The sequence below is a fragment of the Paenibacillus sp. FSL K6-4396 genome (assembly GCF_038002525.1).
Lineage (GTDB): Bacteria > Bacillota > Bacilli > Paenibacillales > Paenibacillaceae > Paenibacillus > Paenibacillus amylolyticus_B.
Map to the genome: position 1 here is coordinate 1,123,711 of NZ_JBBOCR010000001.1, position 11,900 is coordinate 1,135,610.

At 46.5% G+C, this 11,900-nt stretch carries 13 protein-coding genes; 9 read left to right on the top strand and 4 right to left on the bottom strand.

Going from position 1 to position 11,900, the window contains the following annotated elements; all coding sequences use genetic code 11:
- The first annotated feature begins 140 nt into the window (after nt 1-140).
- Both MHB85_RS04995 and MHB85_RS05000 read left to right on the top strand, forming a co-directional pair.
- Nucleotides 141-1,439 (top strand): galactokinase, encoded by a 1,299-nt coding sequence (locus tag MHB85_RS04995; RefSeq protein WP_192132734.1) that lies wholly within the window; start codon nt 141-143, stop codon nt 1,437-1,439.
- A gap of 227 nt (nt 1,440-1,666) precedes the next feature.
- Nucleotides 1,667-1,948 (top strand): hypothetical protein, encoded by a 282-nt coding sequence (locus tag MHB85_RS05000; protein ID WP_192132736.1) that lies wholly within the window; start codon nt 1,667-1,669, stop codon nt 1,946-1,948.
- A gap of 101 nt (nt 1,949-2,049) precedes the next feature.
- On the opposite strand, the gene MHB85_RS05005 is transcribed toward MHB85_RS05000, so the two are convergent.
- The gene (locus MHB85_RS05005) at nt 2,050-2,586 is read right to left on the bottom strand and encodes a hypothetical protein (protein ID WP_192132738.1); all 537 of its coding nucleotides are present in this window, start codon (nt 2,584-2,586) and stop codon (nt 2,050-2,052) included.
- A gap of 191 nt (nt 2,587-2,777) precedes the next feature.
- Here MHB85_RS05005 and MHB85_RS05010 point away from each other — a divergent pair, with 191 nt between their 5' ends.
- The 4 genes from MHB85_RS05010 to MHB85_RS05025 all read left to right on the top strand — a co-directional run bounded on the left by MHB85_RS05010 (nt 2,778) and on the right by MHB85_RS05025 (nt 4,704).
- Nucleotides 2,778-3,152 carry a hypothetical protein gene (locus MHB85_RS05010; protein ID WP_192132740.1) on the top strand — a complete coding sequence of 125 codons (375 nt, stop codon included), beginning with the start codon at nt 2,778-2,780 and terminating at the stop codon, nt 3,150-3,152.
- Nucleotides 3,153-3,269: 117 nt separating this feature from the next.
- Nucleotides 3,270-3,575 carry a hypothetical protein gene (locus MHB85_RS05015; protein WP_192132742.1) on the top strand — a complete coding sequence of 102 codons (306 nt, stop codon included), beginning with the start codon at nt 3,270-3,272 and terminating at the stop codon, nt 3,573-3,575.
- A 42-nt stretch (nt 3,576-3,617) separates the two neighbouring features.
- Nucleotides 3,618-4,190 carry a hypothetical protein gene (locus MHB85_RS05020; protein ID WP_192132744.1) on the top strand — a complete coding sequence of 191 codons (573 nt, stop codon included), beginning with the start codon at nt 3,618-3,620 and terminating at the stop codon, nt 4,188-4,190.
- 10 nt (nt 4,191-4,200) lie between these two features.
- A complete protein-coding gene (locus MHB85_RS05025) occupies nt 4,201-4,704 on the top strand; it encodes a hypothetical protein (RefSeq protein WP_192132746.1) in 504 nt (167 codons plus the stop codon).
- Between the two features lie 87 nt (nt 4,705-4,791).
- Here MHB85_RS05025 and MHB85_RS05030 read toward each other — a convergent pair whose 3' ends face one another.
- From MHB85_RS05030 to MHB85_RS05040, 3 genes are read right to left on the bottom strand one after another with little or no spacing between them, the layout of a single operon-like run.
- On the bottom strand, nt 4,792-5,955 hold the full coding sequence (locus MHB85_RS05030) for a Ger(x)C family spore germination protein (RefSeq protein WP_091015819.1): 1,164 nt from the start codon (nt 5,953-5,955) through the stop codon (nt 4,792-4,794).
- Entirely contained in the window at nt 5,952-7,454 is a 1,503-nt protein-coding gene (locus MHB85_RS05035) for a spore germination protein (RefSeq protein WP_256975096.1), read from the bottom strand. The genes MHB85_RS05030 and MHB85_RS05035 overlap by 4 nt, the downstream gene beginning before the upstream one ends.
- Nucleotides 7,426-8,547, bottom strand: a complete 1,122-nt coding sequence (locus MHB85_RS05040; protein ID WP_192132750.1) for a GerAB/ArcD/ProY family transporter — start codon at nt 8,545-8,547, stop codon at nt 7,426-7,428. The genes MHB85_RS05035 and MHB85_RS05040 overlap by 29 nt, the downstream gene beginning before the upstream one ends.
- A 195-nt stretch (nt 8,548-8,742) precedes the next feature.
- Between MHB85_RS05040 and MHB85_RS05045 the strand changes: the two genes are divergently transcribed.
- The 3 genes from MHB85_RS05045 (at nt 8,743) to MHB85_RS05055 (ending at nt 11,800) form a co-directional block, all read left to right on the top strand.
- Nucleotides 8,743-9,636, top strand: coding sequence for an NAD(P)-dependent oxidoreductase (locus tag MHB85_RS05045; RefSeq protein ID WP_341072544.1), 894 nt, complete (start codon nt 8,743-8,745; stop codon nt 9,634-9,636).
- Between the two features lie 277 nt (nt 9,637-9,913).
- Nucleotides 9,914-10,645 carry a nuclease-related domain-containing protein gene (locus tag MHB85_RS05050; RefSeq protein WP_341072545.1) on the top strand — a complete coding sequence of 244 codons (732 nt, stop codon included), beginning with the start codon at nt 9,914-9,916 and terminating at the stop codon, nt 10,643-10,645.
- A 264-nt stretch (nt 10,646-10,909) separates the two neighbouring features.
- Nucleotides 10,910-11,800, top strand: coding sequence for a hypothetical protein (locus MHB85_RS05055; protein WP_341072546.1), 891 nt, complete (start codon nt 10,910-10,912; stop codon nt 11,798-11,800).
- The last annotated feature ends 100 nt before the right edge of the window (nt 11,801-11,900 follow it).

An 11,900-nucleotide genomic window follows, 5' to 3' on the forward strand; every position in this document is an offset into this window, starting at 1 on the left:
TTACAAACTTTCAATTCTACCCTACCTTTTCCGCTGTGAAGCTGAGATAATGGGAGAGGAATAAAGCATGAAACAGATGCGATAACGATGTTCACCAACAGCCCAAAAATAAAAGCTGCACATCCATAGGAGGATTATTAATGACGACACAACCATTGAATCTGATCCAATCCACGGAGGGCCAAGCGTTACTTGCCCAAATGTATGGAGAATCACAAGTAGCGGAACAGACTGCACGTTACACGAAGTTGAACGCCACGTTCGAAGAGTACTTTGGCGCACAAGAAGGAAGCAAACTGTTCAGCGCGTCAGGACGCAGTGAGATTGGCGGCAATCACACAGATCATAACCATGGTAAAGTGCTGGCGGGCAGCATTACGCTGGATACGATTGCAGTGGCAGCACCAACTGCGGAGTCGGTTATTACCTTTTACTCAGAAGGGTATGACAAGAAATATGTAATCGATCTCACGGACCTCACGCCAAATACGGAGGACGATGGCACAACAGCATTGATTCGCGGTATGGCTGCGGGATTTGGGGAATTCGGATATAAGGTAGGCGGCTTCCAGGCGTACCTCTCAAGTAACGTGTTCTCGGCATCTGGGGTGAGTTCCTCGGCGTCATTCGAGATGCTGATCTGTACGATTTTGAATCACTTCTATAATGATGGAACAATGGATGTTGTGACTTTGGCCAAAATCGGTCAGTATGCAGAGAACCATTATTGGAATAAACCTTCCGGTCTGCTGGATCAGATGGCTTGTGCGTATGGCGGACTGATTGCCATTGATTTTGAAAATCCTGCACAGCCAGTTATCGAGCCAGTTCAGTGGGATTTCCAACAGAATGGTTATTCATTGGTTATTGTGAATACAGGTGGCAACCACGCCGATCTGACGGAAGATTACGCGGCTGTGCCCAATGAGATGAGAGCGATTGCTCAGGCGCTGGGCAGTGAGTATGTTCGGGAAATTACGGCAGACGCAATCTACGCCAATCTCAAGAAGGTTCGTGAAGCGGCTGGGGATCGTGCCGTGCTGCGCGCGCTTCATTTCCTGGAGGAAAATAATCGTGTCGATGGTGAGGTTCAGGCGTTGCGAGATGGACGTTTTGCTGATTTCCTGAAACTGATTACCGCATCCGGTAACTCGTCATGGAAGTGGCTGCAGAATGTATATCAGAGTGGTGCTGTGAAGGAGCAAGAGATTGGCATCGCGCTGGCACTGACCGAGAATTATCTGCAAAACCTGGGTGACGGCGCTTGTCGTATTCATGGTGGTGGATTCGCAGGGGTTATTCTTACAATTCTTCCAAACGAAAAAGTGGAAGAGTATATGTCCTGGATGCACGACATGTTGGACACGCCAATTATTGTTGTTAATGTGCGTGCACAGGGTGCAGTATGTCTGAATGCATTAATCGCTAACGCAGGCTAAAAGCACTCAGATAAATAGTTCTAACATGATTCTACGAAGTCCGGGCTAAGCTCGGGCTTTTTGGCCTGTTCATTTTTTGAAAAACTTCAAACTTTTAAGGTCTGTAATGTGTTATTTAAGTAGTGGTTTAGTTAGGTTGGTAGTGACTAGAATACAGGCGTATTGATGATGGTTCGATTAGGTGAGAGGCTGTATCTCAATAATGTTCTCATGGGAGGAAGGATCAGATGATTACACCTACAGTGGCTGCGCAGGAAGAGACTCAATTATACGAGGAGTTGCGGCGTGCGATCGATGAATTCGAAGAGGGTGAGCAGCGGAAAATCGTTCTCAATCGGATGATTAAACAGCTAAGGTTCGCCAAGTGGCGCAAAGATCGAATGCGTAAGATCGATGCATACTGCCAAAGAATCAAGCCCGCGACACTTTGGATCATATTAGCTACAGGAGCACTTGCGCCGGTTTTGTTATTTAGCATGTTCATCTGGGTGTCGTTGTGGGTGGAATGAAGCTCTAGCGAAGGGTTATAACATTATGATATTAATAAAAAGAACCGCTAATCATCGGATAGTAACATTCCGACTATAACGATTCTCTGAACTATTTTAGATTAGTGGGACATTTGTTTAGATTTACTGTCTAAAGATTGCACTTGTCCCTGGATATACTGGTGGTAATCACGGAAGCTGCTGATGTGATGTAAAGAATCGGAATTTTCAGACTGGATCTTAATTTTACCGTCCTGAGGCAATTTTTTCATCTCAGCAATGACCGATTTGGAACCTTGGATATCACCTGACATCTCCTGAATTCGCTGTAATAATACGGGATGTCCTTCATGCTGGAGCATTTCAGCGAGCGGTCTCATCTCCTCCAGCTTTTGGCTCGACCGTTCAAGCATGGTCATCACTTTGCCTCCATCTGTACTTGCACTAAGCGAAACCATCCGGTGGATATGATCTTTCTCCATACGCTCAAGCGCCTCAAGATGGGAAGCTTCCAGTCGTTTGGGATCGCTCCAACTCTCCGAGCGAACGGTGTCATTCTGTTGCTGGGAAGCATTATTCGCAGTGCCATTACCACAGCCCCATAACAGAGTTGAGCAGGTTAACACGGCTCCAACGGCGATGATACTTTTTAACCTCATGCTGTCACTCCTTCGATAATTTTCCTGAAGGTAGTATGAGCTATAATATCCAAAATCATGCTTCTTCTCTTCATTTCATTCTCAGTATGTAATTGAATAACCTTTTAAAATCGAGAGTACATATCTTCGCAAATTTTTGTAGCCTGTATTTTCACGTGAAATTGCAACGGTAAGTAGCGAGGTGAAAAATAATGAATCTTTATACTAATAACATCTGGCGCTGGACCATCAACCTTCTTTATCCTGCCATCATCTTTGTCTTTCAGAGCTGGGGACCAATATTGGATTCTTGGACAGGTCCCATTTTGTTTGTCGCGCTGTTCTGCTTTCTATGGAGTGATGTAAAAGACATGTTCCTCTCAACGGGACTGACATGGTTTATTGCCATCCCGTGTTGGTGGTATTGGATTGAGCGCCCGGAACCATCATTCGGTGCGGAGAATTTTGCCGCACATTTGTGGTTAATTGTACTGATGTATATTGTCTTCGTGCTCATTCCTCAGACATTAATCCTGACTACTCGGTTGCGGGTAATGGATTATTATAAGAAGGATGGTGAGAAGTGAAAGTTAATTGAGAGTAGGAGGACGTTGCGCGCTTTTTTTTATAAAATGAACGCATGGGAGAGAGTTCGATTTTCGAGCAAAGGTATAAGAAGTAAAGAAAGAAGTTTTTTGTACATCATGATTTTCACCTTAATATATGGTCTGACATTACTGATCTGGCCGTTGATCGCATTTGCCATGGGAATGTCGCTCGCTGCACCCACTCCTTCTGAGTATCAGGTTGCAAGTCGTCTGCAGGGAGACATACTAATGTCATACCCACTCTGTGTTATTGGGGCTTTGGTTTCGGGATGGGTTTCTTATCATGAGAAAAGATACATTTTTCCTTATTGGATCATGCAGTTGCCATTGTTATGGATCGTTGCATGGATGCTGGTAGATTACCTTGGGTCAGCACTATCTGACATACCATTTCTACGATAATTAATTGTTTATACAGATTCAAATGTAAGGAGATATTATTCTATGCCCAAGACACGCAACCGTAAACGGCTAACGTACGTGTTGTTCTTGTTCCTCGCTCTGTTTTTGATACGCTCTTGTGGTCCGCAGGACATCGATACCATCTTAAGTGAAAAAGGTATTTTCCCAGAACAGGTGAAGCTTATTACAACTTTTGAACCGCGAACACAAGTGGTTTTATATCAAGATCTCACTACGAATAACCTGACTCCTGCTTTGATCCAGCAAAAGATGTGGTTCTCCGAACTAACCAAAATAGGCGGTGGTCTGCATGATAATCCGGCCGAGCCGCTTTCTTCTCAGATATCAGGATACCAGAAGTCTAAAGGCAAAATGATCTATATTATATACGGTTATCTCTACGATGCTGACATTACCCAGATACATATTCGTTACGAACCAGATCGGGCATCTGCACAGTTGGAAGCGGCGATCGTTGAATCTTCTTCCGATCAATCTAGCCGCAGGTTGTGGTATGCGGTAACCCAGCAGCCGATTCATGAGATGATATGGGATATCAAAGGGTTGGACAACAAAGGTCACATCATCTATTCATCTCTCGATAGCGAGGCTTAGGAGGTAAAATATGAATTACCTAAAAAGGATCAACAAGCCTTACCTCATTTTCCTCATCTGGAACGTACTCATGATCGGTGCTGTACGTGGATTAACCTTCCAGCATGAGCCGGGTAGAGGGGTATCTGGTAACGGTAACCTGGGCCTTCTGGTGTTAGCTCCATCTCTTCTGACCTTTCTCATTCTCTGTATCTGGACGACAAATTTGTCCAAATGGTGGTTATATGATCAGCGTCAGCGCTGGGGAGGGAAGATACATGCCTGTGTACCCTTTGCAGCTCTCTTGCTGTGTGTGTTGTCTGTCGCTTGGGAGCTACACACCATCAATAACCTACGCCTCCAGCTCAATGGATTTACGAATGATCCGGATTCGGCCGTGTACCGTTTTGGTTGGCTGAACCAGTACACGAACACCTTGTTTTATAACGTTCCGATTCTACTGTTTGGTCTGTCATTCTCCATATTTATAAGCTGGCTGATGGAATGGAAACTTCGCAGTCCTAGGTCCACCTAATCCGAACTGCAAACGAAATATATCCTTCATCAACACAAACACCCCTCATCCGTCGTATCAGACGGGCAAGGGGTGTTTCGAGTCATATTACACTTTTCTTTTATATTTTCCTGTATACGGGATGGTGAGATGGATTTTCAGATCCTGGATCGAGTCTTCGGTAAGCATCATCTTGCTGCCATTGTTTGATAACTTACGCCAGAGCTTCGGATTTTTGCGATACAGTTTCTCCTGAAGGCCGTAAATATCCACACCACGCTCAAGGCCGTGACGATAGGTCTGCATAATCTGCTCCCGCAACTTCACTTCACTAATCTGGATCATCTCCTCATAAGAGGTGGGCACCAGATATTCATACAGGGCAGTTAGGTATTGGGCGTCAATATTAAACTTGACCTCTTCACCCTGAATGACAGGCTTGATTTTAATCTTTGGTAAACCTACACTGAGTGCCCCATAGATCGTTCCATCCTTCTGCACAAGCAAGGGAGCACGCCGCATGTCCTTGATCAGCCAGTGATAACCGGGAAGCTGACTGCGTGGAAGGTATTCAAAGTCAACGCCTGTCTTTTCGAAAAAGGCCCCCTCGATTAGAAATAAATCCTTTTTCTTCTCGTTCTCGGCCCATTGGGAATTGTTCAATGCAATACTGGGCAGATACGTCGTGGTAGCCGGATCATTATGCGTTGCAATGAGCTTGAAGCTAAGCACGGGCGGATACAACGATTCTTCCAGATAAGTCGGGAGCGGATTATGAAGAATGCTATCCAAGGGCGACATATTATAGATGGACGTTGCACTGAGAATTTTCTCCAGTGGTTCGCGGGTTCCGTAGACCCAGGTCGTATAACGGGATTCTGGGAACCGTCCCAGCATATCGAACACTTCTTTGATATGTTTGCTGGTGAGCACACCTTCCGCCATAACGATGGCTGTCACATGCCCCCAAGCCATGTGTAATTGAGCTGTACGAAACAGTTCGTTCAGCGCCAGACTCATGGTTTTCCCTTCGGCATGTCCGACCCATACAGGTGGCGTATCTGCACTTTTGGTTGAACTCTCACTTTTGGCGACACTGGCAAAATCCAGCGTTTGTACATACAGGTGATACATCCCGTCTTTGTAATCAATGCCAAAGGCTTTGGCGTAGTCCACCTGTTGGATCTCAAAGGCACTCCAGCATCCACTTGTCATCACGCACATCGATAGGCTTAACAGACCCAGCGTACATCTCCGCAACAAACGCTTCATCTTCCGTTTCCTTTCTTACGCGGTTCTTGAGTCTCAAGATAGACGGGTCTGCGTTTACCCAACCCTTTTGGCAGTTTGAATAATGAAGCTATCGCTTGTTTAAAATGAAGCGGTGTTAACGGCGTGAGATACGGAATGCCAAATGATTTGAGATCGGTCAGGTAGATGAGGAACAGAATCAACGACAGGATGAACCCAAAGATGCCGAGGGAAGCTCCCAGGACAAAACAAAGGAAGCGCAGGATCAGCACAGAACTGGTCATAACCTGATTCACAATGGTTGCTCCAGCTACGACGGTAACTGCGATGATGACAATCATGAGGGGAGAGACCATGCCGGCTCGAATGGCGGAATCCCCTATGATCAGACCTCCAACCACAGTTAATGTCTGGCCGATGGCACTTGGTAGACGTACCCCCGCCTCTCGGAACAGCTCCATGAGCAGCATAATGAGAAACATCTCCACTCCCGATTCCATTGGCAGTCCCATACGTCCTACCGATATCGTGGCAACCAGTGGGAAAGGAATCTGATCCATATGAAATGAAGTCAGCGCAATATAGAATCCGGGCAGGAACACGGTGATCATCAGGCCAAGAAAGCGCAGCATCCGCCCTACGTTGACAGCTAAGAAGGGAAAGCTGGCATCTTCCGGTGATTTGAGCAAAAGAAACAGATTGACTGGCCCAATAATGGCGCTGGGATTGCCGTCGACAATGAGGATAAAACGTCCGTTCAGGAGACATTCTGCAGCAAAGTCAGGCCTGCCCGTATAATGGGTGACGGGAAACAAAGTGATTTTCGAAGGTGACAGCAATTCTTCCAGTTCATTGGCGGTCAAGATTCGTTCGATCTCAATCTTACGCAACCGATCCTGGACGTCTTCGATCAGCTCCGGATTGGCGATATTTTTGATATACATCAATGCCACCTTGGTTGCAGAACGTGTACCGATCAGTTCGATATTGCAGGCAAGTTGGTTCGTACGCAGACGGGTGCGTATCAAGGCAACATTGACGGCAAGGGGTTCAATGAACCCATCTCTTGCCCCGCGGATCGAAACTTCGGTGGTCGATTCCTCCGGTGTTCGAGTAGGGATGTTAGATATATCAATACTCCACATGGCTTGAAGAGATGGTATACAGATTAGCATATGGCCTTCAAAAACACGGAGAGACATCAGTTCTGTTCCAAATGCCGGATCTTGCAGATCCATTCGGGTCCAATCCAGGCTGATGCATTTTTCAATGTCGGATGTACGGATAAAGTGTGTATCTTCATATGTTCGTTTGAGTTCCGGGAGAATAATATCGTAGATCGCTTCACTATCCACCATACCGCTGCAATAGGTCATAAGGAGTTGCATCGGAGGTTCTCCGAACATGTGACTATTGATGATGACATCATCAGATCCCGCAAAAAAGGTGTTCAGGTTATGCTCGTTCATTCGGAACGGTTCAACTTCACGATTATTCTTGGGCTGGGTTGAGATCGGCACGTTTGGGAGCCTCCTTGTCCTTTTTGTGGATTAATGCGGCAATGGTTAATATCACGGTAACGATTGAGACATAGGCCAGCATGACCGGGAACTGAATATGATCTACGTAATAGTCGACGTAATCAATGCGCCACCATTGCATCGCCATAAAGCTCATGATGACGGTGATGGTGAGAATCGCGATATATCGTTTCTTCGGTCTGCGGAAATTCAGCAGATCCACGATGAGATACATAGATATAGCGACCCTTGCGAAGGAACCACTAAGCCATTGATAGATGGACAAAAAATCAACGTGTTGCAGCAGCTTGCCGATATTCACAAGTTTCCATTGCTCATAGGGACTGTTTCGTTGTTTTGCTGCTTCTTCTGGACCAAACTCGACGATGGCTCCGATCGTGGGACCGATCGCCATACTGAGCATAAACACGCCGAGGATCAAAACATGCCACCAACGAATTTTGCCTTTGACTTCATGTTGGAACAACATAAGAATCCAGATTTCCATAAGCCCGGCAAGAGAGTAGATCATGCCCCGCCATACGGGACCCATGCCGTTCTCCATAATCGGGAACAATAGACTGTAGTCTTTGTATTTCATATTGGCGGACATTACAAAATAACCAAGTAAAATTACAAATGGCAGCAGCAGACTGGAAGTCATCGCAATGGAGCGTATGCCTTTAGCCGCTGCCCACGCGGCAACCAGTGCTCCGCCACCAGCCAGAACGTAAGGTGGCGTGAATTGAAGATATGTGGAGACGGTCCAGTTAGTTGTCTCATACAGCGTATGTGTGCCAAGCGTGAACAGTAGAATGGAAGCGGAGATCCGGAAGATCCAGGAAGGAATCGGCCCGAATTCTCGCGTAATCCAATCTGTTAATCGCTGTCCACGTACTCGCCGAATGATGATATACATCATACATAGAAACAGCATGAAAAAAGGTCCTGCCACCACGACAGACAACCATCCGTCTCTGCCGCCTGCTTCGAGAATAGCTGGAATGGACAAGACATGGCAGACCAGTCCGGCACTTAATAAAATGATGGAAAAGGACAACCAGATGGTAATTTGACCTTTCTCACGACTCATGGGAATCCTCCTTTCCAATGAAGGAAGTTTCCGTTAGGTTGTACAGCATACAGGAAGTTGATTCCTTTTTCAGATTTTTTCACAGAAAGTTGCAACCGATATGGACGGACTAAGCAGAAAGCTTTAACATACAGATATAGCAATGTCGAAGACAAGCACTGAGCGAAGCATAGAGAAATAGGGAGGAAACCTGCGATGACAAATACAACGAAGGCACCTGGAGAGACGAAAGTTGGCTTTATTGGTACAGGCGTGATGGGTAAAAGCATGGCTGGGCACATCCAGCAAGCGGGATATCCGCTGCATGTGTACACGCGAACTGCTGCCAAAGCGGAAGCATTGGTGAAGGAAGGTGCCGTATGGCATGACACACCAGGCAAACTGGCTGCCACGTGTGATGTCATCATCACAATGGTGGGGTATCCGAAGGATGTCGAGGAGATTTATCTCGGTGAGGATGGTCTCGTGACCAATGCCAAACCGGGTTCATATCTGATTGATATGACGACCTCAAGTCCGTTACTGGCTGCACGAATCTTTGAAGCTGCGGAAGCCAAAGGACTGCATGCACTGGACGCGCCTGTGTCGGGTGGTGATATCGGAGCGCAGAACGCGAAGCTGTCCATTATGGTTGGAGGTAGTTCGGAGGCCTTTGAAGCCGTGCGTCCGCTGTTTGAGCAGATGGGCACCAACATTGTGCTGCAAGGCAAGGCGGGAGCCGGGCAGCATACCAAAATGTGCAACCAGATTGCCATTGCCTCTGGCATGATGGGCGTGTGTGAAGCACTCGCCTATGCCAAGACGTCTGGTCTGGACGCGGAGACCGTGCTGAAGAGCATTGCTACCGGTGCAGCCGGAAGCTGGTCTCTCAGCAATCTCGGTCCGCGCATGATCGCAGGCGATTATGAGCCTGGATTCTATGTGAAACATTTTATCAAAGACATGGTAATTGCACTGGAGTCTGCAAAAGCGATGGGCATGAAAACGCCTGGTTTGGCTCTGGCTGAATCCCTGTATCAGGAAATAGCGAATAATGGTCTGGAAGAGAAGGGTACTCAGGTGCTCTACACCTATTATCTTCAGGCTTAACATCCAAGAGAACAGCAGCGTATTCTTTTTCTATTCAGGAAAGGGTTGCGCTGTTTTTTTCAATTTTGCGGTTTGTTTATGCGTCTAAAGTCACGGAATTGGTTAAATGTTCATATGTACTTTGCGTATTGGAGAGAATTTGATCGTTTTCCCTTTATTTTTACCCCGCTTTATCCGACATAAGTAATAGAAGTTTACATAATGAATGTGTCAAAGGATGTTATTCCTCCTGTAATGGTCACCCGTAACCCACACTATAATAGAACGGAGCTTGCCCATGTTCAAGAAAATCCTGTCTCTGTTCAAGACACAACCAGAGCTTGCGAACCAGATTACAGCCTCCACTTCAGCGTTACCATCGACGACAACCATTCCCCCGCGTATGGTCCGTAGTAAGCGCAAGAAAAAGGCGGAAGGGGATTGGACACGCCAGCCGGAGGAACCTAGTACAGCAGATCAGCTGATCGGTCTTCCAAGTCAATATAAAGTGCTGAACGACCTGCTCGTTACCAATCCGAAGTCACGCTCCGGTTATTCGCAGATTGATCATGTCGTAATCGGTCCTCGGGCAATCTTTGTGATCGAAACCCGAAATCTGACAACAGGTGAGATTCGCGGCGGAAGAAGAGAGGCCAATTGGTCAGTCAGCAGCAGTCGGGTCAAAATGTACAATCCGCTTATGCAGCATCGTGCACATGTGGAAGCCATCCATGCGCACCTCGGAGACTACAAAAGAGTACGTCTCGTCTCCATGGTGACCTTCACCAACCGTTGCCGCATCAGTGTTGATCCTGCTGTGAGGTATGTGAATTCGGATGAACTGATCATCTACGATCATGAATTGGTGGAAACGATTCAGCGCAAGACAGAACGACTTGAGAGTGAGGTTCCCGAAACCGTATTTCAAGAGAAGGATATTCAGGCGATCTACGCTCTGTTATCATCGGTCAATTCCACCGATCCTCAGATTCGGTCAGAGCATATGGAGAAGGCAAAAGGGATCAAATAATTACCCTTCACGAACACTGTTGTCCATACGGGCGGCAGTGTTTTTGTGTTGCGGTGGTAGTTAATGTACGAGTAGTAAAAGGCTTTAGACACAGGTATATCGTCGTATACAACCGATTTTTAACTTATGATAGAATGTAGAGCATGTCCAATTGTGTGAATCAAGCATGTTATATGAAAGGATATTTTTGTAAGCGGGTGTTCAAGTCTTGAAGCAGAGGTTAATGGTTCTCAGGAATATACATAGGATAGGGGAAGATTATACATGAAATGGAATTATACGATAAAGACGTTCACAGTTATGCTTGGTTTGGCAGCGATTCTGACAGCTTGTGGTGGCGGAGCGAAAGAGACGTCATCGCCGGAGTCTGCTTCCGGTACAGAAGTTGCTTCATCAGAAACAAGCAGCTCGAATGCTGCCGTAACAGAAACCGCAGCAACCGGTTCGAATGGGAGTGAGCAGACAGGTTCAGCTACAGAAGAGTCTTCTTCAGCCGACGACGGCAAGATTGGAAAGGACTCCACACTGGAAGAGTTGAAGCAGCAGTATGCGGATAAACTTGGTTATATCCGTATCCCTCTGAATGATTATCCGGTGCGTCGGGTCAGTGAGGAAGGTTCCAAAAATATTAATGTAGCCAACTACAGCGATGCCGTTGTGGACATGAATGCAGGGGTGCCAATTCATTCGGATTCGCAGCAGTTGATTGATGATGCCTTTCCTTTTTTTACAACCGTACAAGCACCTGACGAATCTTATATAACTTGGGGAGAAGCAACCAATCTGGAGCGTGCCATGGTGAAAACGCTGTTTATCGCGCGTGAAGGGCTGCTAATTACCGAAGATGCGATGAAAAATAAGGACTACAGCAGTACATCGTTCCAGGATTCCAAGGATTTCTTCAGGGTCACAGCGAAATTTGAATCGATGGCACCTGTTGCACAGCATCCACGTGACATTACGTTGAGTACGTTATACGACAAAGCCCGCACGTCATGGGGCAAGCTTGCTGCGATGGACCCGGAGCAGGATGAAGCGGCGTTTGCCGAGATGTACAAGACGACGAGAACCGATGCCAATAATGCCATGGGGTTGCTTAATGTTCTATTGTCTACCAATGAGGATGAACGGATCAAAGAGATTTACGGGGAATAAAAATGCCGTGATCCAGAGTTAATCTGGATCATCCCGGTAACAGGTCTGGATCACATGCCTTCAAACTCTGACTACCGATTGAAGCGGGGTCAGGGTTTTT